This is a genomic window from Rhizobium sp. CFBP 8762, from assembly GCF_014841565.1.
GTDB lineage: Bacteria > Pseudomonadota > Alphaproteobacteria > Rhizobiales > Rhizobiaceae > CFBP-8762.
Map to the genome: position 1 here is coordinate 170,031 of NZ_JACYUD010000001.1, position 20,928 is coordinate 190,958.

At 57.9% G+C, this 20,928-nt stretch carries 19 protein-coding genes and 1 pseudogene; 11 read left to right on the plus strand and 9 right to left on the minus strand.

Annotation, left to right across the window (positions count from 1 at the left end; all coding sequences use genetic code 11):
- Positions 1–72: 72 nt before the first annotated feature.
- The 6 genes from lptF to rsmA all read left to right on the plus strand — a co-directional run bounded on the left by lptF (position 73) and on the right by rsmA (position 7,632).
- Complete coding sequence (lptF, locus tag IFT84_RS00795) at positions 73–1,242, plus strand: LPS export ABC transporter permease LptF (RefSeq protein WP_192116747.1); 1,170 nt, start codon at positions 73–75, stop codon at positions 1,240–1,242.
- Positions 1,242–2,327 (plus strand): LPS export ABC transporter permease LptG, encoded by a 1,086-nt coding sequence (gene lptG, locus IFT84_RS00800; protein ID WP_192117541.1) that lies wholly within the window; start codon positions 1,242–1,244, stop codon positions 2,325–2,327. The genes lptF and lptG overlap by 1 nt, the downstream gene beginning before the upstream one ends.
- Positions 2,327–4,663, plus strand: a complete 2,337-nt coding sequence (locus IFT84_RS00805; protein ID WP_342212817.1) for an LPS-assembly protein LptD — start codon at positions 2,327–2,329, stop codon at positions 4,661–4,663. Before lptG ends, IFT84_RS00805 begins: the two co-directional genes overlap by 1 nt.
- 139 nt (positions 4,664–4,802) lie before the next feature.
- Positions 4,803–5,762 (plus strand): peptidylprolyl isomerase, encoded by a 960-nt coding sequence (locus tag IFT84_RS00810; protein ID WP_192116749.1) that lies wholly within the window; start codon positions 4,803–4,805, stop codon positions 5,760–5,762.
- A 5-nt stretch (positions 5,763–5,767) separates the two neighbouring features.
- Positions 5,768–6,805 (plus strand): 4-hydroxythreonine-4-phosphate dehydrogenase PdxA, encoded by a 1,038-nt coding sequence (gene pdxA / locus IFT84_RS00815; RefSeq protein ID WP_192116750.1) that lies wholly within the window; start codon positions 5,768–5,770, stop codon positions 6,803–6,805.
- Positions 6,805–7,632 carry a 16S rRNA (adenine(1518)-N(6)/adenine(1519)-N(6))-dimethyltransferase RsmA gene (rsmA, locus tag IFT84_RS00820; RefSeq protein ID WP_192116751.1) on the plus strand — a complete coding sequence of 276 codons (828 nt, stop codon included), beginning with the start codon at positions 6,805–6,807 and terminating at the stop codon, positions 7,630–7,632. The genes pdxA and rsmA overlap by 1 nt, the downstream gene beginning before the upstream one ends.
- Here rsmA and gmk read toward each other — a convergent pair whose 3' ends face one another.
- The 7 genes from gmk to fabD all read right to left on the minus strand — a co-directional run bounded on the left by gmk (position 7,633) and on the right by fabD (position 14,165).
- Complete coding sequence (gene gmk, locus IFT84_RS00825; protein ID WP_192116752.1) at positions 7,633–8,298, minus strand: guanylate kinase; 666 nt, start codon at positions 8,296–8,298, stop codon at positions 7,633–7,635.
- 3 nt (positions 8,299–8,301) lie between these two features.
- Positions 8,302–9,189 (minus strand): YicC/YloC family endoribonuclease, encoded by an 888-nt coding sequence (locus tag IFT84_RS00830; protein ID WP_192116753.1) that lies wholly within the window; start codon positions 9,187–9,189, stop codon positions 8,302–8,304.
- Between the two features lie 51 nt (positions 9,190–9,240).
- Complete coding sequence (mltG, locus tag IFT84_RS00835; protein ID WP_192116754.1) at positions 9,241–10,425, minus strand: endolytic transglycosylase MltG; 1,185 nt, start codon at positions 10,423–10,425, stop codon at positions 9,241–9,243.
- 130 nt (positions 10,426–10,555) lie between these two features.
- The gene (gene fabF, locus IFT84_RS00840; RefSeq protein WP_192116755.1) at positions 10,556–11,815 is read right to left on the minus strand and encodes a beta-ketoacyl-ACP synthase II; all 1,260 of its coding nucleotides are present in this window, start codon (positions 11,813–11,815) and stop codon (positions 10,556–10,558) included.
- A 131-nt stretch (positions 11,816–11,946) separates the two neighbouring features.
- Complete coding sequence (locus tag IFT84_RS00845; RefSeq protein WP_192116756.1) at positions 11,947–12,183, minus strand: acyl carrier protein; 237 nt, start codon at positions 12,181–12,183, stop codon at positions 11,947–11,949.
- Between the two features lie 276 nt (positions 12,184–12,459).
- Complete coding sequence (gene fabG, locus IFT84_RS00850; RefSeq protein ID WP_192116757.1) at positions 12,460–13,197, minus strand: 3-oxoacyl-[acyl-carrier-protein] reductase; 738 nt, start codon at positions 13,195–13,197, stop codon at positions 12,460–12,462.
- Positions 13,198–13,220: 23 nt separating this feature from the next.
- Positions 13,221–14,165, minus strand: coding sequence for an ACP S-malonyltransferase (gene fabD, locus IFT84_RS00855; protein WP_192116758.1), 945 nt, complete (start codon positions 14,163–14,165; stop codon positions 13,221–13,223).
- A 95-nt stretch (positions 14,166–14,260) separates the two neighbouring features.
- Here fabD and IFT84_RS00860 point away from each other — a divergent pair, with 95 nt between their 5' ends.
- The 5 genes from IFT84_RS00860 to rplI all read left to right on the plus strand — a co-directional run bounded on the left by IFT84_RS00860 (position 14,261) and on the right by rplI (position 18,071).
- The gene (locus tag IFT84_RS00860; protein ID WP_192116759.1) at positions 14,261–15,304 is read left to right on the plus strand and encodes an aldo/keto reductase; all 1,044 of its coding nucleotides are present in this window, start codon (positions 14,261–14,263) and stop codon (positions 15,302–15,304) included.
- Between the two features lie 262 nt (positions 15,305–15,566).
- Positions 15,567–16,028 carry a 30S ribosomal protein S6 gene (gene rpsF, locus IFT84_RS00865; protein WP_192116760.1) on the plus strand — a complete coding sequence of 154 codons (462 nt, stop codon included), beginning with the start codon at positions 15,567–15,569 and terminating at the stop codon, positions 16,026–16,028.
- A 12-nt stretch (positions 16,029–16,040) separates the two neighbouring features.
- Positions 16,041–16,289 carry a 30S ribosomal protein S18 gene (gene rpsR / locus IFT84_RS00870; RefSeq protein WP_192116761.1) on the plus strand — a complete coding sequence of 83 codons (249 nt, stop codon included), beginning with the start codon at positions 16,041–16,043 and terminating at the stop codon, positions 16,287–16,289.
- 215 nt (positions 16,290–16,504) lie between these two features.
- Entirely contained in the window at positions 16,505–17,467 is a 963-nt protein-coding gene (locus IFT84_RS00875) for a DUF2232 domain-containing protein (protein WP_192116762.1), read from the plus strand.
- Between the two features lie 31 nt (positions 17,468–17,498).
- Entirely contained in the window at positions 17,499–18,071 is a 573-nt protein-coding gene (rplI, locus tag IFT84_RS00880; protein WP_192116763.1) for a 50S ribosomal protein L9, read from the plus strand.
- Between the two features lie 157 nt (positions 18,072–18,228).
- On the opposite strand, the pseudogene IFT84_RS00885 reads toward rplI, so the two are convergent.
- Positions 18,229–19,275: pseudogene (locus tag IFT84_RS00885) on the minus strand (HlyD family secretion protein).
- A 9-nt stretch (positions 19,276–19,284) separates the two neighbouring features.
- The gene (locus IFT84_RS00890; RefSeq protein ID WP_192117542.1) at positions 19,285–20,856 is read right to left on the minus strand and encodes an MFS transporter; all 1,572 of its coding nucleotides are present in this window, start codon (positions 20,854–20,856) and stop codon (positions 19,285–19,287) included.
- Between the last annotated feature and the right edge of the window lie 72 nt (positions 20,857–20,928).

Genomic DNA, 20,928 nt, shown 5'->3' on the forward strand with positions numbered 1-20,928 from the left:
CACCATGAAGGCATAGGCCCGAAACCGAAAAGCGCCTTTCAAGAGCGCCCCACGAAAGCAGACCGAAACCGCATGAAACTGATCGAACGCTATATTTTCCGGCGTGCAACCATTATGTTTTTTGCAACGCTGCTGCCGTTGATGGGCATCGTGTGGACAACACAGGCGCTCGGCAGCATCAATCTGGTTACCGATAGCGGACAATCCACCTTTGCGTTTTTGAAACTCGCAACGCTGATCCTGCCCTCGATCATTCCCCTGATTTTGCCGTTTGCGCTCGTCATCGCCGTGTCCCAGACGCTGACCGCCATGAACAGCGATTCCGAACTGACCGTTCTGAACGCGGCCGGCAGTTCCCGGGTCACACTCATTCGCCCCGTCATCATTCTGGCGGCGATCTTGTCTGTCGTATCCTTTGCGGTGGATAACTTTGCCGAGCCTTATTCCCGCATGGCGGTGCGCAAGATGATTGCAACGGCGCACGCCGACCTCTTGTCGTCGGTCGTTCAAGAAAACTCGTTCCGAAAGATTCAGGACGGCCTGTTTATACAAATCGGCTCGCGGCGCAGCGGCGGCGTTCTGCACGGTATATTCGTGGCCGACTCGCGCGATCCGAACTTCGAGCTTGTCTATTATGCCCGTGAAGGGGCCGTGGACGACAAGGGCTCTGCCTTGATCATGAAGGATGGAGAAGTTCATCGCAAGCTGCCGCAGGGCAACGTCTCGATTATCAAATTCGATTCCTACGCCTTCGACCTCGCCGAGTTCTCGCAGTCGAATGGCGAAGCCAATATCCGCGCCAAAGACCGCGACCTGCCCTATCTCATCAATCCCAACCCGGAAGATCCGGCCTATAAACGCAATCCGCAGGCGTTCTCCGCGGAAATTCACCGGCGATTTACAGAATGGACGTTTCCTCTGGTCTTCGCGCTGATTGCGCTCGTGGTCAGCAGTGATGCGCGCTCCCATCGGGAGGCCCGTATGCATCCCATGATTTCGGCGCTGCTGATCACCTTGTTTATCCGCTGGCTGACCTTTTATGTCGGCAATACCGCGGAGGAATCATCACGCGTCATTCCGCTGATGTATCTGATACCGGCCGCCGCTGGCGGCTTGTGTATCAAGCAATTGGCAGGCAATAAAAGCCTTGAGATGCCCGTGGCGCTCTCCCAGCGATTTGCGCACCTGCTGCAGCGCTTTGGATTGGTGGCAAACCGCACAGACCAGGGAGGCACGGCATGATGCTCACCAGCACCTTGGGGCGTTACTTCTTCGTGCGCTACGTCATCACCACATTCTGGTTTCTGATGGGCATTTTCTCGCTGGTCTTCATCATCGATTTCAGCGAAATGTCAGCGCGCCTGTCCGACCTGCCCGGCTATACCATTCTGGGCGGCCTTGTGCTGACGACATTCCGGGTTCCCGCGATCCTGCAACAAACGGTGCCGTTCGTGGCGCTGTTCTCAGCCATGGCGGCGCTGATTTCCCTGAACCGGCGTTACGAGCTGGTAGTCACACGGGCTGCGGGCATTTCCGCATGGCAATTTCTGCAACCGTTTGCACTCGGCGCGTTTCTATTTGGCATCCTGACAATCGTGGCGATCAATCCTTTGGCCGCCTGGGGTGCAAAACAGTCGGAAACCATTCAGGCGACATGGAATGGCGGCAAGGGCGCGTCAACCGCCCTGTCCATTCCGTGGCTGCGCCAGAAGAACGGCGACGACGATACCATCATTGGCGCCCGCGCCGTGCAGGATGAAGGCACGACGCTCCTTAATGTTACCGCAATTCACTTTGACCGGCAGGGCGGAATCGTGCTGCGTCAGGACGCAGATTCAGCGAGTTTAAAAGATGGTTACTGGCTTCTTAACAACGTTGTGGAGACCCGTGCGGGCGAGTTGCAGAAGCGTCTGGCGACGGTGGAACTGCCAACCAGATTGAAGGCGGACTTTGTTCAGGAAAGCTTTGGAAAGGCTGATTCCATTCCATTTTTTGAACTTCCGCGCAAGATAGCGGTGGCACGGTCGTTTGGTTTTCCAACCAATGGATTGAAGACGCAGTTCCACTCGCTGCTGTCGCTTCCTCTCCTTCTCGTTGCAATGACTTTGATCGCTGCAAGCGTATCGTTAAAATTTAGCCGGTTCAATCAATCGCGCTCGGTGATTCTGGGTGGAATCCTTTCGGGCTTCGTGCTTTATGTCGTCACGGTGCTAATAAAAGCGTTTGGAAGCAGTGGTGTCGTGCCCCCATTCGTTGCGGCGTGGCTGCCAGTTGTTGTAGCTATGGCGCTGGGGTCGACGATTCTGCTTCATCAGGAGGATGGCTAGTGGCGGCAGCAAACCGCAAAAGGATGACGTGGCTGACAACCGTCTTGCTCGCAAGCTCGGCTTTGTTCGCGCAGCCTTTTTCCACGTCCGGCGCCTTGGCCCAGACGAATGTCGGTAATTTTCAGAGTCTTCCCGAAGACGCCAAGCTTCTTCTGGCGGCCAATGAACTCGTCTATAACAAAGACGCAGAAACAGTTGTTGCGCGCGGTGGCGTGCAGATCGATTACGGCGGCTATAAAATGGTCGCCAAGCGGGTTGAGTACAATCAAAAGTCCGGCCGCCTGATGGCACAGGGCGATATCGAGTTGATCGACCCTTCTGGCACGCGCCTGTATGCCGACAATCTTGATGTGACCGACAACTTTGCCGAGGGCTTTCTAAACGCGCTTCGCATCGAGACAACCGACAACACCCGCCTTGCAGCCGAAAGTGCGGAGCGTCTTCCCGGCGATCGCATGGTGCTGAACAACAGCGTCTACACCGCCTGCCTGCCCTGCGCCGAACGGCCAGACAAGGCCCCGCTTTGGCAGATCAAAGCCCAGAAGATCATTCAGAACGGCCAGACCAAGACGATTCGTCTGGAAAAGGCACAGTTCGAGCTGTTCGGTCGTCCGATTGCCTATCTACCGTTCATCGTCGTTCCCGACCAGACCGTGAAGCGCAAGTCCGGCTTCCTGTTCCCCACGTTCAACTATTCGCAGAAGCTCGGCTTTGGTGTCGGCGTTCCCTATTATTTTGCCCTATCGCCCACGATGGACGCAACGGTTACCGGCACCGCCTACACCAATCAGGGCTTCCTGCTGGAAGGCGAGTTCCGCCAGCAGTTTCACAACGGTCTGCACACGCTGCGCTTTGCCGGCATCAGCCAGATGAATCCGCAATCGTTTTCGGCCAACACCACAGACGCGATGGAACGTGAGCGCGGCATGGTGGCTTCGGTCGGTAACTTCCGCATCAACCCGCGCTGGACCTTTGGCTGGAACGTTCTGGCCCAGACCGACAACAACTTTTCCAAGACCTATGATCTGTCCTCGTTCGATGGCACGACCTATGTCAACCAGGCCTATCTGAGCGGGCTCGGGCGTCGCAACGCCTTCGATCTGCGCGCCTTCTATTTCGATATTCAGGATGCCGATCCCAACGACGTGGCGGAGCGTCGGCAACCGATCGCGCAGGTTCTGGACTACAACTATATTGCGCCTGAGCCCTTCTACGGCGGCGAACTGTCGGTCGACGTCAATCTGACCAATCTGCGCCGTGGCAACGAGGACAGCTATACGTCCGGCGACGTCAATCGTTTCCGCGGACTGGACGGCACCTACAGCCGCCTGACGGCGGAAGCCGAATGGAAACGGACCTTCATCACCAACGGTCTGGCGCTGACACCATTGCTGGCGGCACGGGGCGATGGTTATCGGGTCAACATGTCGGACCCGACCGATAACAACGGCTTGAGCTACAGCAGCAATTTTTCCGACGCGGGGACCAATGCGCGCGGCATGATCACCGCTGGTATCGAAGCGCGTTACCCGATCCAGATGATCGCCGCCAACAGCAGCCACATTTTCGAGCCGATCGGACAGTTGTTCGTCCGCCCGGATGAAACGCTCGCGGGCAGCTTGCCGAACGAGGACGCTCAGAGCCTGGTTTACGACGCCACAACCCTGTTCGAGCGTGACAAGTTTTCCGGTTATGACCGCATTGAGGGTGGCACCCGCGCCAATATTGGTTTCCGTTATACGGGCTCCTTCAACAATGGCTACGCCTTGCGCAGTGTTGCCGGTCAGTCGTTCCATCTGGCGGGCCGCAATTCGTTTGCTGTTGATGATCTGGCAAAAGTTGGCGCCGATTCGGGGCTGGAAGGCACCCGTTCAGACTATGTTGGCTTGCTTGGCGTGGATACACCGTTCGGGGTATCGGCAACGCTCGGCGGGCGTCTGGACGAACAGGATCTGGATCTGAAACGCTCCGACGCATCCATCGCGTATACCACCACCAAGTTCCAGACGGCGCTGACCTATACGCGCATTGCAGCGCAGCCCACCTATGGATCACAGAGCGACGCGGACGAAATCAAGTCCGCATCGACCATCAAGTTCCGCGACTACTGGTCGGTTTTCGGCTCCGTTACCTACGATCTGAACAACAACAACATTTCCAAGAACGCCTTGGGCTTTTCCTACGACGATGAGTGCACGATCTTCTCTCTGGTCTACGAACAGACCCGCGACCCGGACAATGCGCTTGCCAACGACTGGAAAATCGGAGCACGGCTGACATTCCGCACCTTGGGCGATATCAATGTGGGCAATGCAACATTCAGCGGATTGAACTGATCTGCTGATTTGATGACAGGGCCACCAATAAAGTGTGGGCTTGTCATCGTTTAGCCTCATGGTTTATGCATGGCGTGAAATTAGCGACAATTTGATCATTATCGGTGGGATCGTGTGTTCGACCGGTTTGAAAGGGAAGATGATGATGAAGATAACGGGCAAGGTCTCTCCATTGCTGCGTTCTGGCCTGCTTGCTGCGGCTGCTCTTATTGTCATCCAGTCCACCGATCTGGCGCAGGCCGCACCCGGCGGCGGAACCGGCATTGCCGTCGTCGTCAACAATGCGCCGATCACATCGGGCGATATCGCCAAGCGCGCTGCGTTTCTTCGCTTGCAGCGTCAGACCGGCAATCTGTCCAGCGTCGCTCGCGAGCAAATGATCGACGAGCAGTTGAAGCGCAGCGAAATCCTGCGGGCACAGATGTCGGTCAGCACATCCGATGTGGATGCCGCCTTTGGTCGCTTTGCGGCGTCCAACAAAATGTCCGTGGCGCAGATGTCGGATATTCTGGAGAAATCCGGTGTGACAACAGCGCACTTCAAAGCGTATATTGCCGTGCAGATGAGCTGGCCTCGTGTGGTGGCTGCCAAATACGGATCAGGCCGCTTGTCCAATCAGGATCTTGTTGCGCGCATGATGGAAAATGGCGGTAAGAAGCCGGTCACAACCGAGTACTTCCTCCAGCAGATCATCTTCGTTATTCCCGAATCCAAGCGCGGTGCAATTACAGCCAAGCGCCAGCAGGAAGCCAACGCGTCTCGCGCTCGTTTTCCCGGTTGCGACCAGTCCAAGGTGTTTGCCGCGACCATGCGGGATGTATCGGTCCGTAACCTTGGCCGTCTGATGGCACCGGAACTGCCGGACGAGTGGAAGCCGCTGATCGAGAAGGCTGGCAACGGCAATACCACGGCAACCCGCGTGACGGAAAAGGGTGTCGAGTTTCTGGCGATCTGCAAGCAGCGTCAGGTCAATGACGATGTTGCCGCCGAGATGGTGTTCCGCGCAGAAGATATCGGCAAGCAGAAGGACGGCGAAGACCCCAACAGCAAAAAATATCTGGATGAACTGCGCAAAAAAGCCCAGATCACCAGCCGCTAATCGATATGACGCATTCCACCTTGCGTGATCGTGCACCCCTCGCCTTGAGCATGGGCGACCCGGCGGGGATCGGGTTGGATATTGCCCTTGATATATGGGCGCATCGCAAGACACGGTCTACGCCGCGCTTTCTCATGATCGGTGACCCGGAGGCGGTTGCAGAGCGCGCACGGACGCTGTCGCTGGATGTGCGTGTGAGCGAGGCCGATTGTGAAACGGCATGTTCCACTTTCGAGGACGCAATGCCGGTCTATCCCGTCAAAACGGCGCATACCCCTGTTGCCGGTGTTGCGGATCCGGGCAATGCGGCAGCCATCATCGCCTCTATCAAGACGGCGGTGGAATTTACGCTTCAAGGGTCTGCCTCCGCTGTTGTCACGAACCCTATCTCAAAATCCGTTCTTTATGAATCAGGGTTTGGTTTTCCTGGCCATACGGAGTTTTTGGCAGACCTTGCTGAACAGATGACAGGTCGGGCTGCCGCCCCGGTCATGATGCTCGCGGGCCCCAAGCTCAGGGCTGTGCCCGTTACCATCCATATCCCCCTGAAAGACGTTCCCGCCCAACTGACAACGGACCTCGTCTATAAGACCTGCCGGATTACGGCTCACGATTTGCGGTACCGGTTCGGCCTTGCGCATCCGCGGCTTGCCGTGTCGGGCCTTAATCCACATGCGGGCGAGGACGGTGCGCTGGGGCTGGAAGATGATGCGGTTATTCGCCCTGCCATCGAGCGGCTCCGAGGGCAAGGACTTAACGTGGTCGGCCCCCTACCCGCAGATACCATGTTTCACGATGCCGCCCGTGCGCAGTATGACGTGGCGATCTGCATGTATCACGATCAGGCCCTGATCCCGGCAAAAGCGCTCGGATTTGACGATTCTGTCAATGTAACCCTTGGCCTGCCCTTCATCCGCACATCGCCGGACCATGGAACCGCATTCAGTCTGGCCGGAAAAGGTGTTGCGCGTTCAGACAGCTTGCTGGCCGCGTTACGGCTCGCCAGCCAACTCGCTTCTCATACATTGGATACCTCTGCCTGATGGCAACACTCGATGGATTGCCGCCGCTTCGTGACGTGGTTCAGAAGCATGGTCTGGATGCGCGTAAAGCGCTCGGCCAGAACTTCCTGTTCGATCTCAATCTGACGCAAAAAATTGCCCGCACCGCCGGCTCCCTGAAGGATACGACCGTCATTGAAGTCGGGCCGGGGCCGGGTGGCCTCACCCGTGCTATTCTGTCAATGGAGGCAAAAAAGGTGATCGCTGTCGAGCGCGACCCGCGCTGCCTTCCCGTTCTACAGGAGATCAGCAACCACTATCCGGGCCGGCTCGAGGTGATTGAGGGGGACGCTCTCAAAACCGACTTCGAAACACTGGTGACTGAAGGCCCGGTCAAGATCATCGCCAACCTGCCGTATAACGTTGGCACGCAGTTGCTGGTGAACTGGCTTCTGCCTCAAACATGGCCACCGTTTTACGATTCGATGACCCTCATGTTTCAACGCGAGGTTGGCGAGCGTATCGTGGCACAGGCTGGCGACGATGCCTATGGTCGCCTCGGTGTACTGGCAGGCTGGCGTACGGATGCGCACATGGCGTTTGACGTCCCGGCACAGGCCTTCTCGCCGCCGCCAAAGGTAACATCGACCGTGGTGCATCTGGTGCCAAAGACAAACCCGATTGTCTGCGATGCCAGTCAACTTGAAAAGGTAACGCTTGCCGCATTCGGCCAACGCCGCAAGATGCTGCGTCAGAGCCTTAAACCGCTCGGCGGGGAAACTTTGCTGAACAAGGCCAATATTGACCCGCAGCGGCGCGCAGAAACCCTGTCCATTGAAGAGTTCTGTAAACTCGCCAATTTGCTCTGATTACAGTTCCGGCTCTTCCGTCAGCAGTCCGTTGACGAAATCAAACAGGCCCGGGCGGCGATCACGTCGCAGACGTTCCGCTTCGACGATGGCCTGTACTGATGCGAAAGCCCGTTGCAGATCATCGTTCAGCACGATGTAATCATATTCGCGCCAGTGCTCGATTTCCGAGCGTGAATTTGCCAACCGGGTGGCAATGACCTCCTCGGTGTCTTCGGCACGGCGATGGAGACGGGACTGCAATTCCGCCATCGTTGGCGGAAGGACGAAAATCGACACAACGTCTGCCGACATCTTGTCCTGGAGCTGCTGCGCGCCCTGCCAATCGATATCGAACAGCATATCTCGCCCCTCGGCCATGGCTACCTCGGCAGCCTCGCGCGGCGTGCCGTAATAGTTTCCATGCACCTCGGCCCATTCCAGCAGGGCATCGGAATCACGCAGACGCTCAAACTCGCGAACAGAGACGAAATCGTAGTGGACCCCGTCAATTTCGCTGGGCCGCCGTGTGCGCGTCGTTACGCTGACCGAAAGGCTCAGGCCCTTGTCTTCCTTCAACAGGTTGCCCGCAATAGTGGATTTGCCTGCGCCCGATGGTGACGAGATGACGAGCATCAGACCGCGACGGGCGATTTTGACAGCAGAAGGACGGGTGGCCGAGATCATGATCTACTCCAGATTCTGAACCTGTTCGCGAAACTGGTCGATAATGACCTTGAGTTCAATTCCCGCAGCCGTAACATCTGCAGAATTCGACTTCGAACAAATTGTATTGGCTTCCCGGTTAAATTCCTGGGCCATAAAGTCAAGCTTGCGACCCACCGGACCGCCCTTCATCAACAGTTCCCGCGCCGCATCGACATGCACGGCCAGCCGGTCAAGCTCTTCGCGCACATCGGCCCTCGCCGCCAGCAAGGCTGCTTCGCCATACAGCCGGTCGCGATCCAGCGCGGATTCGCTACCGAGCAGAAGCGTAATCTGCTGGCTCAGCCGATCAGCAATCGACGATGACGAGCGGCTCGGGTCTTTTTCAATCGCATTCAATAAACCCGACAAGGCGATGAGTTGTGCCTTAAGGGTTTGCCCAAGCGCGTTACCTTCACGGGCGCGCATATCGGTCAGTGCGACAAGCGCCGCATCGAGCCCGTTCAAGATATCCTGCTCATGGCTGGTCAGGTCTTCTTCGGCCTCCTCGGGCTCCTTAAAGTCAACCAGTCCCCGGATGGACAACAGGCTGTCGAGCCTCAGCGGTTCCGGGGCGAGAATGTCGGAAAGCTTGTCGCGTAGCGATAGGACCGCCGCCAAAGTATTCTCATTGACAACCGCTTGCATCCGCGGCTCGGCAATCACCTGTGTCAGCGAAATCTGCACATTTCCGCGTGTCAGCATGGCGCTGACACGCTGCTTGACCACTGTTTCCAACGCTTCCCGGCCCTGTGGCACGCGAATGCGCAGATCGAGACCTTTGCCGTTGACGGACCGCAGTTCCCAAGCCCACCGGTAGCGTCCGCTCAAGCCCTCGGACCGTGCAAATCCCGTCATGGATTGCAGCCGCATGATCACACCTCAACTCGACAATTGCTTTGAACTTGCCTGAAACGTTCCGTTTCAGTCAGCAGGGACGACGACATCATCCCCGTTGACACGCCCGGCGGCAGCAGCTTTCTCGGCCTCAATCTTGCGCCAGCGGCGCACATTGGTGTTGTGCTCGTCCAGCGTTTCCGCAAAAACATGTCCACCACTGCCATCGGCAACAAAGTACAGGTCCGGCGTTCGGGACGGGTTGGCCACGGCTTCCAGCGCCGCACGGCCGGGGTTGGCAATCGGCGTCGGCGGCAGGCCCTTGATGGCGTACGTGTTGTACGGGGTGGGCTTGTCGATGTCCGAACGATAGATCGGACGATCCGATGGTTTGCCGTCACCACCAAAAATACCGTAGACAATCGTCGGGTCCGATTGCAGGCGCATGCCCTTTTTCAAACGGTTGATGAACACCGACGCAACCAGCGGACGCTCGTCCGCCTTGCCGGTTTCGCGTTCCACAATCGAGGCAAGCGTAACAAACTCGTCCACCGTATCGATGGGTAAGTCCTTGTCCCTCTTCGCCCAGACCTCGGCCACGATCTCCTTCTGCGCGTTCTCCATCTGGGACACGAGGTCCGCCCGCTTGTGGCCGCGGGTGAACTTATAAGTATCGGGCCGCAGCGATCCTTCGGCGGGAAGCGTGGTCGGCAGTGCGCCATCAAGCACGGTGTCTTCCGATAGGCGGCGGAAAATCTGCTTGACGGTCAACCCTTCCGGTAAGGTAATGGAGTATTGGATGGACTTGCCGGAGCGCAGAAGCTCCATGATGTCATTCATCGACATACCCGCCCTGATGGCGTATTCGCCTGGCTTCAATGTCTCGTTTTCCAGATAGATCTGTGAGACATAGCGGAAGACCCGGCCATCTGTGACCAGGCCATTCCTCTCAAGGTTGGTGGAGATTTCCGCCAGACCGGCACCGTTTCGCACGATGAAATTGTTGTCGGAGGTCAGCGGCCCCGGCGCTTCGAACGCGCTCATCGCATAGTAAATCGCGCCCATGGCCGCGATGGCAATCAGCACCACGATGGTCATCAAAAAGTTCAGGAAAATGACGATCTGGCTGCGCGCCTTGCGTGAACGCATCGGTGGTTGCGGCAAACGCTCAGGACGCAAGGCATCATTGGCGGATTTGGGAATAATCGGTCCCTTGTTGCCCGACTCACCTCTGCCAAATGGCGTCTCGTTCTTGTCGTTCGTATCGCTCACGGGCACCCGATCCAATGGTTCATTTTCAAGACTCGCACTGCGACGCAAACCGGATCACAGAGTATCAAGCCCCGCTTTTAAGGAGCAATGCGGCAAAAAGAGGGGCGGCACACCGGTGCCACGCGCCTCCTTACCCCTCGTAACGTTTCAGGACCAACGATGCGTTCGTTCCGCCGAAACCAAAAGAGTTCGACAGCGCGACATTGACGGTGCGCTGACGCGCGACATGGGGCACCAGATCGATCGCGGTTTCAACCGATGGCTTGTCCAGATTGAGCGTCGGCGGAACGATATTGTCACGGATCGCCAACGCCGAAAATATTGCCTCAACTGCACCCGCTGCACCCAGCAGATGACCGATAGCGGATTTGGTCGAAGACATGGAGATCTTTGATGCGCTATCGCCCACAAGGCGCTCTACCGCGCCAAGCTCAATCGTATCGGCCATGGTCGAGGTGCCATGCGCGTTGATATAGTCTATATCGGCAGGCTGCAGCCCGGCCCGCTTCAAAGCCATGGCCATGCACCGATAGGCACCATCGCCGTCTTCGGAGGGTGCGGTGATGTGATACGCATCGCCCGACAAACCGTAGCCGACCACCTCGGCATAAATCTTGGCCCCGCGGGCCAGTGCATGGTCAAGCGCTTCCAGCACGACGATGCCGGCACCCTCACCCATGACGAAACCATCGCGGTCTTCGTCATACGGGCGCGAAGCGCGCTGCGGCTCGTCGTTGCGCGTGGACAAAGCTTTGCAGGCCGCAAAACCGGCCAGCGCGATGCGGCAAATGGGGGATTCGGCCCCGCCCGCAACCATCACATCGGCATCCCCCAACGCAATCAATCGGCTCGCGTCGCCAATGGCATGCGCGCCTGTCGAGCAGGCCGTTACCACCGAGTGATTGGGTCCGCGCAGCTTGTGGCGAATTGACACCTGACCGGAGACCAGATTGATCAGCCGTCCGGGAATGAAGAATGGAGATACGCGGCGCGGGCCCTTGTCGCGCAGCGTATAGCCACCCTCGACAATGCCTTCCAGACCACCGATTCCCGAACCAATCATCACACCCGTGGCGATCTGGTCCTCATCGGTTTCCGGCTTCCAGCCAGCATCGGCCAGCGCCATGTCGGCAGCGGCCATTCCGTAAATGATAAAGGGATCTACCTTGCGCTGCTCTTTCGGCTCCATCCAGTCGTCGGCATTGAAGCTACCGTCGGAACCGTCGCCAAAAGGAATGCGGCAGGCGATTTGCGCGGAAAGGTCGTCAACCTCAAATTCAGTGACTTTACGCGCAGCATTCTGTCCGGCCAGCAGGCGAGACCATGTAACTTCAGTTCCGCACCCAAGCGGCGATACCATGCCGGTACCTGTGATAACGACACGTCTCATCGTCCGTAGTCCTACCCTGCCTGTTTGTCTTTCTCTTCAACCAAGGTGGCTGTGCCACCGCCCCAAGAGAGGGCGAGGCTGAACGGGCCGCTTTCGCGGCCCGCCTGCGGCCTTAGGCCGAATATCGAGGATCAGGCCTGTGCCTTCTCGATGAACTTGACAGCGTCGCCGACCGTCAGGATCGAGTCAGCTGCATCATCGGGAATTTCAACGCCGAATTCTTCTTCGAAAGCCATAACCAGTTCGACCGTGTCGAGCGAGTCCGCGCCAAGATCATCGATGAAGCTTGCGCCATCGGTGACTTTGTCGGCCTCGACGCCAAGGTGATCAATAACAATTTTCTTTACGCGTTCTGCGATATCGCTCATGTCGGATTCCTCGACCTTCTGTTTATCGACGATGCCTTTGGGCACCGGCACAACTCAATCAACGCCCTTGGCCCCAACCGGGTCCATCAGGCAATTCCTTCAACCGGAGATGCGGTAAAAGGCCACTGTCATAAATGGCGCAGCACATTTGCATTTTCCAGCCGACTGCGCACAGTCACGGCCCGATTAACACGGTTTGTGCTTGCCGCAAAGTCTGAAAATGGACCACCTGCCGCCGGTCAACATGCTATTTCTAGCGGAAGGCCGCCTGAAATATCAAATCATTGCCATACCACCGTTCACATGCAGGGTCTGGCCCGTCACGTAACCGGCTTCGTTGGAGGCAAGATAAGCCACTGCGGACGCGATTTCCGTGCCCGAACCCATCCGCTTCATCGGGATCGCACCCATAATAGCGTCTTTCTGTTTCTCATTCAGCTTACCCGTCATGGCCGACTCGATAAAGCCGGGGGCAACGCAGTTGACGGTCACGTTCCGGGTCGCAATTTCCTGCGCCAGCGATTTGGAAAAGCCGATCATGCCCGCCTTGGCAGCACAGTAGTTGGCTTGTCCGGGATTGCCGGTGACGCCGACAATCGATGTGATGTTGATAATGCGGCCATGGCGACGGCGCATCATCGGATGGGTCAACTCCCGCGTCAGACGGAACACCGAGGTCAGGTTGACCTCCAGAACCGCATCCCAGTCCTCGTCGCTCATGCGCACAAACAGACCATCGCGGGTGATGCCCGCATTGTTCACGAGGATATCAACGCCGCCGAGGTCTTTTTCGGCCTTCTCGCCAAGCGCCTTCACCTCGGCACGATCCGACAGATTGGCCGGAAAGACATGAACCCGCTCGCCCAAAATATTGGCGAGTTCTTCCAGCTTTTCCACGCGGGTACCGTGTAGGCCGACGGTCGCACCCTGCGCGTGGAGGATGCGGGCAATCTCTTCGCCGATACCACCGGACGCACCAGTCACCAGAGCCTTGCGGCCGGTAAGATCAAACATGATTCTGTTCCTTCATAAACAACTTAGGCCAACAGGGTCGCCAGAGCGCTCTCAATGTCGGCAGGTGTGTTGATCGTAACGCCGGAAACCGACTTGTCGATGCGGCGCGCCAGTCCGGTCAGCACTTTGCCAGCGCCAATCTCATAAAGCGTGGTGACGTCATTGGCCACAAACCACTCAATGGTTTCACGCCAGCGAACCTGACCGGTCACCTGCTCTACCAGCAAATCGGCAATCTCGCCTGCATCTATTACGGCTGCTGCGCGCACATTGGCAATCAACGGCACAACCGGATTGTGCTTTGTAACACCGGCAAGGGCGTCGCGCATGGCGTCAGCCGCAGGCGCCATCAGGCTGGAATGGAAGGGTGCCGAGACGGGCAGCAGAAGCGCGCGCTTTGCGCCCTTTTCACTCGCCAGTGCTGCGGCCTTTTCAACAGCGTCTTTTTCGCCGGAAACTACAATCTGGCCGCCGCCATTGTCATTGGCGATCTGGCAACTGCCAAGCGACGCCGCATCCGCACAGATCTGAACCACATCCCCGTGTTCCAGACCGATAATGGCCGCCATCGCGCCCTTGCCAACCGGCACTGCCGCTTGCATCGCATTGCCGCGAATGCGCAACAGCCGCGCCGTATCGGCCAGCGAAAATGTTCCGGCAGCGCAGAGGGCGGAATACTCACCCAGGGAATGACCGGCGACGAACGCGACATGATCTGCCAGACGCAGGCCCCGCGCCTCCATCACGCGGATGGCGGCGATGGAAACGGCCATCAGTGCAGGCTGTGCATTGGCCGTCAATGTCAGCGTTTCCTCGGGACCGTCCCAGATGGTGGCCGAGAGCTTTTCGCCAAGTGCGTCGTCCACCTCGGCAAAAACCTGTGCGGCTTGCGGAAAGGCATCCGCCAGATCCTTGCCCATACCAACCGACTGGCTACCTTGCCCCGGAAATGTAAATGCAACCCGCATGGGCTTTCCCTTCGTCAAAATTTTCCTTTCCATTCACATTCTTTGCTGCCAAGTCAAGCTTGGAGACCTCCATTCAAAAAAGGCCGACAGGATCGATGCGCTTTCATACCCTTGGAAAAACCGATATTTCCGTTTCAGAAATTTGCCTGGGCACCATGACCTGGGGCACGCAGAACAGCGAAGCCGAGGCCCACGGCCAGATCGATTTTGCGCTGGAGCGTGGTGTCAACTTCATCGACACGGCAGAGCTCTACCCCACCACCCCCGCCTCTGCTGAAACCTATGGTTTGACCGAAGACTATATCGGTTCGTGGATCGCCGCCTCCGGCAAACGCGACAAGATCGTTCTTGCCAGCAAGGTGGCGGGACCGGGGCGCGATTACATTCGCAATGGTTCACCAATGTCCGCTGCTACGATCGCGCAGGCCTTGAATGACAGTCTCACACGGTTGAAAACCGATTATCTCGATCTCTATCAGCTCCATTGGCCCAATCGTGGCCACTACCATTTCCGCAGGTCCTGGACCTACGATCCCTCGCAACAGGACACGGCTGCCATTCACGACGATCTGCTGGAATCCTTGCACGCCCTCGATGTGGCTCAAAAAGCGGGCAAGATCCGCGCCATCGGCGTTTCCAACGAAACGGCATGGGGCACAATGCAACTGCTGACGCTGGCGGAAAAACACGGCCTGCCGCGCGTTGCCTCCATACAGAATGAGTATAACCTGCTCTACCGCACCCATGATCTCGATCTGGCCGATGTATCGCACCATGAGCGCGTCGGCCTGCTGGCCTATTCGCCGCTGGCGGCCGGACTGCTCACCGGCAAATATCTTGGCGGTCAAATTCCTGCGGGCTCGCGCCTGTCCATCAACACCGATCTCGGTGGTCGTTTCAGCCCCTATCAGGAACCGGCCGTGCAGGCCTACAGTAACGTTGCCCAAAAACATGGCCTCGATTTCAGCCAGATGGCGCTCGCCTTCTGCCTGACCCGGCCCTTCATGACATCGGTCATCATCGGCGCAACAACGCTCGCCCAGTTGGAGAGCGATATCGGCGCTGCCGACCTTACACTGTCTGCGGAGGTTCTTGCGGATATTGCCGGGGTTTTCCGCCAATATCCCGCGCCGATCTGATCGCAGGGGTTGTTTTACGCGCGAAAATGCGTATAAGCGCCCTGTTCGCAACACCTGGGTCTTAGGCTGGTGGCTGAACGGAGGGCCGGTTATCCGACAGGATGCCGTTAGGAACAACAGGGTTCCAGCCTCCCGTGTCTCCGCTCTCGACCGTCACGAAACAACGCTTTTCTTGCATGTGGCTATACGCCATCAGGAACAGTCGTTGAGGCTTAGCGCCGGGGTCCAGGTTTCGCATAAACGCAAGAAAGGCAAAGCCACCATGGCTCTTTATGAACATGTATTCCTTGCCCGGCAGGACGTGTCCGCTCAGCAGGTAGAAGCGCTTGTAGAACACTACAAGGGCGTTCTCGAAGCAAACGGCGGCAGCGTCGGGCGCGTGGAAAGCTGGGGCCTCAAGTCCCTGACGTACCGCATCAACAAGAACCGCAAGGCTCACTACACACTGATGGACATCAACGCACCGGCAGCAGCCGTGCACGAGATGGAACGCCAGATGCGCATCAACGAAGACGTTCTGCGCTACATGACGATTGCCGTTGAAGAGCATGAAGACGGCCCGTCCGCCATGATGCAGAAGCGCGACCGTGACGACCGCCCCCGTGGTGGTGATCGTGGTGACCGTGGCGATCGTGGCCCACGCGAAGGTGGCTTCCGTGATGATCGCGGCCCACGTGGTGACCGTGAAGACCGTCCGCGCCGTCCGCGCGAAGATCGGGTATAAGGAGACAAACCCATGGCTGATATTTCATCCGCTCCCGCACGCCGCCCGTTCCACCGTCGTCGCAAGACCTGCCCTTTCTCGGGCGCGAATGCACCCCGGATCGACTACAAGGACATCCGTCTTCTGCAGCGCTACATTTCCGAGCGCGGCAAAATTGTACCGTCCCGCATCACGGCTGTTAGCCAGAAGAAGCAGCGCGAACTTGCCAAGGCAATCAAGCGCGCCCGCTTCCTCGGCCTGCTGCCTTACGTTATGTCGTAATCGACATCTGTGATTGCGACCGAGGCGATAGCCGCCTCGGTCATCCCTTTTGCGATGGGCGCAAATCGGAACCGGAGTTGACACTCCAAATCCCATGTTGAGGCTTTCAGCATCGGCACGAAAATCGAAAATTGATTTTCAATAAGTCGGATGTTGTCAGAAAAAAGCTGAAGTTTGCTTCAGTACCTCTAACTGCTTGAAGCAGGACAGCGACTTTGAAACGCATGAACCAGACATCGCTGACAACCGGCCTGCTTGCGGGCGTAACGGCTGCACTCCTGTCGATGGGTGCCAGCGGACAGTCTCTCCTTGCCATTCTGCTCTATGCTGCATCCGCCCTTCCCGTTCTGATCGCCGGGCTGGGCTGGGGAATTGGCGCTACTGTCACGGCCATTATCACGGCGGGCGTTACGGCCAGCGTGCTGGTATCTCCAACCTTCGCGCTGATGATCATCATCATCACGCTGGCTCCGGCTGGCTGGCTCAGCCATCTCGCCAACCTCGGCCGTCCGGCCAATGAAATTGGCGGCCCGGAAAACGCAACGGCCTGGTATCCCCTGTCCGACATCATGACGAACCTCGCAACACTCGTGACGATGGGCATGATTGTTGTGGGCTTGCTGGTTGGCTACAACGCACATCTGTCGAATCAGGTTATCGACACGGTCATGGAAGCGCTGAAATCTCAGGACCCGCGCTACAATCCGGACCCTGCCGTTCTCGACAAGATGAAGTCCATTTTCACGCTGGCCTTGCCTTTGGTGCAGGGCGCGTTGTGGGTGTTTCTTCTGTTTGCGGCCTATTATTTGGCATCGCGGATCGTCCAGGCGTCCGGCAAAGCCATGCGTCCGCGCGACGATATTCCGGCTGTGCTGCGCATGAACCGCAACAGCATTTTTGTGTTCGGGGCGGGTCTGGTTGCAATGTTTACGGGCGGCACGCCTGCCATTATTGGCGCGCTGGTGTGCGGCACGTTCGGTGCAGGTTTTCTGCTGTCGGGCTTTGCGGCGCTGCACTTCCGCTTGCGGGGCAAGATCTGGCGTATTCCGGTCCTGTGGCTCTGCTACATGTTTGTGGCGCTGTTTACCGTGCCACTGTTTTTCTTCCTGATTGCCGGCCTGATCGATACACGGCGCACCATCGCCGTGACCCAGACAGGCAAACCACCCAAACCCTGATCATTCATCTTCTATCAAAAGGACTGATACCATGGACGTTATTCTTCTTGAACGCATCGCCAAGCTTGGCCAGATGGGCGAAACCGTCAAGGTTCGCGATGGCTTTGCCCGCAACTACCTGCTGCCACTCGGCAAGGCACTGCGCGCCAACGCTGCCAACAAGTCGCGCTTCGAATCCGAGCGTGCAACGCTTGAAGCCCGCAACCTTGAGCGCAAGTCCGAAGCACAGACAGTTGCCGACACGCTGAACGACAAGTCGTTCGTTGTCGTGCGTTCGGCTGGCGAAACCGGCCAGCTCTACGGTTCGGTTGCAGCACGCGATATCGCGGAAGTGCTGGCTGCTGAAGGCTACAACGTTGGCCGCAACCAGATCGACCTCAACAACCCGATCAAGACGATCGGTCTGCACAAGGTTGTGATTCACCTGCATGCTGAAGTCGAAATCAGCATCACGTTGAACGTTGCCCGTTCGGCTGAAGAAGCTGAGCGTCAGACAAAGGGCGAAAGCCTGACATCGGCTGACGCCATCTACGGTGTTGACGAAGATGCGCTGAAGGCTGAAGACTTCTTCCAGCCTGACGATGAATTCGGCGACGACGAATAAGCATCTGCCGTTCTGAACTGCAAAACGCCCGGGCTTCCTTCCCGGGCGTCTTAAAGCAATTTCGGTGAACACGTTCTAGCCGAAATTGCTCTAAAATCTTGTCTTGCCGCATTCTCCGGACATAAAAGCGATTCCGCTTTTACTGGAAATGCTCTGGTTATTCTTCCGGTGCGTCCTTATCCACATAGGTCACAACCGACAGACCCGGCACAAGTCGCGCTGCAGCCTCCTGTCCCGGATCAATCGAGATCCGCACGGCCACGCGTTGCGCCACCTTGGTGAAATTGCCCGTGGCATTGTCAGCCTTGATAACGCTGAACTCGGACCCCGCAGCCGGTGAAAACCGCTCGATATGGCCCATCAGTGCCTGATGATCGAGCGCATCCACGGTAAATCGCACCCGTTGCCCCACCTTCATACCGTTAAGCTGGGTTTCCTTGTAGTTGGCAACGATCCAGACTTCGGAGGGTACAATGGCCGTTAATTGGGTTCCCGCCGTCACGTATTGACCCAACCGCACACCCACCTCTCCCACACGCCCATCACGCGGTGCGACGATGGCTGTGTTCTGCATATCAATCTCCGCAAGCTGCACCGCCGCTTCCGCCCCTTCGACAGCGGCGGCCAGCGATGCGCGTGACCCGACGATCACAGCCAGATTTTGACGGGCGACTTCCACCGCGGCCCTGGCTTGTGCGCTGGCGGCTTCGGCCTGCTCAAATGCCGTGGTGATCTACTCGGCGTCGCTGGTCGTCACCACGCCCTTCTGGGCCAGCGGCGATACGCGGTCCACGTTCGACTTGGCGCGGCGAAGGGCGGCTTGCGCACTTTCGCTCTGGGCCTGGCTAGCCTCGACACTGGCCTTGGCCGAGGCTTCCTGCTGAAAGGAATTGGCGAGCGATGCCTTCTGCGCTTCCAGCGTCGCCTTGGCCTGCGCCAGCTTCTGCTGGAAAATTCGGTCGTCAATCCTGACCAGCACCTGCCCTGCCTTGACCTGCTCGTAATCCTTCACGCTGACATCGGCGACATAGCCCGACAATTGCGGGCTGATAACGGTAACGTAGCCGCGCAGATAGGCGTTCTCCGTCATCTCCACCGAGCTTTGAAACGGCGGCAGCCGCCAGGCATAGAGAACCAGCAGGACCCCGGCGAGGCCAACCAGAAGAACGAGCAGGGATGCGGGTGATTTCAGAAATTTTGGCATGAACAACACTCAGGCGGAAACGGGAGAAACGGAAATACGCGAAAACAGGCGGGCGCGGTGAATGTAAGCGAGATGGGTCAGCAGAATGACGAGCGCACCGACAGCCAGCACGAAGATGAGCCGGAACGCATCATTATAGGCCAGCACATTGGCTTCGCGGGTGACCTGCTGGCCAAGAAGAACCGCGCCCTCTGCATTCAGCAGGGTCTTGTCGGTCAGCACCTTTCCGTAGGCAGCCGAAAGCTGGCCGATGCGCTGCGCCACATAGGGGTTTGTCGCGACGATATGCTCGGACAGGATGTTGGAATGAAATTTTTCGCGCCATGTGACGAAGGTACCGAACAAGGCCGAACCCAGCAGGCCGCCCATGCTCTGTGTGCCGACAAAGATAACGAAGAAACTGATAATATAGCTTTGCCCCTTGGCGAATGCCGCCTTCAACCCAACGGCCATGGACGGCGGCAGGAACAGCGCTCCACCCGCCGCAATCATGGCTTGGCTCAGATACATCTGCTCAGGGCGCGTGAGGTTCGTTGCCTGCGAATCGATATAGGCCCCACCCGCAATCAACACCAGCGCAATGATGTGGAGCGCCGGCTCGCGCCCCGGCTTCATAACGAAAGCGCAAATAGTACCGCTGACCACTGCCGCTGCCAGAATGACCAGATAGATCGGCACCGTCTGGTCCGGCTGCAAGCCCATGACCTGATAGAAGCTCGTGGCAACGGAGGATTGCTCGGCAATCAGCAGCCGGAACGTCAGCAGCACGCCTGCCAGTTGAAGATTTTCACGCCCGACCAGCCAGCGCACGTCAATCATCGGTGTTTTGCGGTGCAGTTCCGCCACCACGGCAACCGTCAACGTGACCACGGCCACGGCCAGCAACACACCGATCCAGGGCTCTTCCAGCCACCAGTAGAGGCGTCCGAGTGACAGCGCGACAGCCAGCGCACCAAAGCCGATGGCAATCAGCAGGTAGGTTCCAACATCGCCGAACTGGATAACCTTGGCCCGGGGAACAGGCGTCAGCGGCAGGAGATAAATAATCGGCAGAATGGCCAGCGCCAGCCCGGTTTCAAACGTATACAGTTCCCGCCATTGCCCGATATCCAGCAGATAGGGCGAGACGAGACGGGCGAGCGGCATTGGTATTTGCAGGTTCAAGAGCGCAAAGCCCAAGCCGAGCGACAGGCGCTTGTCCGGCGGAAACGCCTCCAGCATATACAGAAAGCCGAGCGTCGATAGCGGCGCCGCCGCCATGCCGCTGACAAAGCGCACGACCAGCGCCGAATGCAGATCGGACACGAACAGGTTGAGGAACGAGGCGATGACGAAAACGACGATGCCCACTTCCGCAAACCGGCGCAGACCGAACTGCGTGCGGATTTTCACGAGTGCAATCGACATGCTGACATTGGGTGCCATGTAGGCGGCAGCCAGCCACGCGGCTTCGGTCGACGTTGCCGCGAGCGATCCCTGAACCTGTGTGAGGTTTACAAAGGCCAGATTCAAACCCAACCCCTGCGTGATGGAAATCATCGTGGCTGACAGGCCATACAGCACCGCCTTCCACACAGGCATGGGCGCGGGCGCAACGGGTGCGGCACCTGTTTCAGACGCCGGTGCGTCCGCATTGTTTTCAGGCGGCGCTAT

Bases quoted from the DNA above. Each gene is read 5' to 3' on its own strand.
- lptF (WP_192116747.1), top strand. From the start codon at position 73: ATGAAACTGATCGAACGCTATATTTTCCGGCGTGCAACCATTATGTTT.
- lptG (WP_192117541.1), top strand. From the start codon at position 1,242: ATGCTCACCAGCACCTTGGGGCGTTACTTCTTCGTGCGCTACGTCATC.
- IFT84_RS00810 (WP_192116749.1), top strand. From the start codon at position 4,803: ATGATGATGAAGATAACGGGCAAGGTCTCTCCATTGCTGCGTTCTGGC.
- pdxA (WP_192116750.1), top strand. From the start codon at position 5,768: ATGACGCATTCCACCTTGCGTGATCGTGCACCCCTCGCCTTGAGCATG.
- rsmA (WP_192116751.1), top strand. From the start codon at position 6,805: ATGGCAACACTCGATGGATTGCCGCCGCTTCGTGACGTGGTTCAGAAG.
- gmk (WP_192116752.1), bottom strand. From the start codon at position 8,298: ATGATCTCGGCCACCCGTCCTTCTGCTGTCAAAATCGCCCGTCGCGGT.
- IFT84_RS00830 (WP_192116753.1), bottom strand. From the start codon at position 9,189: ATGCGGCTGCAATCCATGACGGGATTTGCACGGTCCGAGGGCTTGAGC.
- fabF (WP_192116755.1), bottom strand. From the start codon at position 11,815: ATGAGACGTGTCGTTATCACAGGTACCGGCATGGTATCGCCGCTTGGG.
- IFT84_RS00845 (WP_192116756.1), bottom strand. From the start codon at position 12,183: ATGAGCGATATCGCAGAACGCGTAAAGAAAATTGTTATTGATCACCTT.
- fabG (WP_192116757.1), bottom strand. From the start codon at position 13,197: ATGTTTGATCTTACCGGCCGCAAGGCTCTGGTGACTGGTGCGTCCGGT.
- fabD (WP_192116758.1), bottom strand. From the start codon at position 14,165: ATGCGGGTTGCATTTACATTTCCGGGGCAAGGTAGCCAGTCGGTTGGT.
- IFT84_RS00860 (WP_192116759.1), top strand. From the start codon at position 14,261: ATGCGCTTTCATACCCTTGGAAAAACCGATATTTCCGTTTCAGAAATT.
- rpsF (WP_192116760.1), top strand. From the start codon at position 15,567: ATGGCTCTTTATGAACATGTATTCCTTGCCCGGCAGGACGTGTCCGCT.
- rpsR (WP_192116761.1), top strand. From the start codon at position 16,041: ATGGCTGATATTTCATCCGCTCCCGCACGCCGCCCGTTCCACCGTCGT.
- rplI (WP_192116763.1), top strand. From the start codon at position 17,499: ATGGACGTTATTCTTCTTGAACGCATCGCCAAGCTTGGCCAGATGGGC.
- IFT84_RS00890 (WP_192117542.1), bottom strand. From the start codon at position 20,856: ATGCCTGTGTGGAAGGCGGTGCTGTATGGCCTGTCAGCCACGATGATT.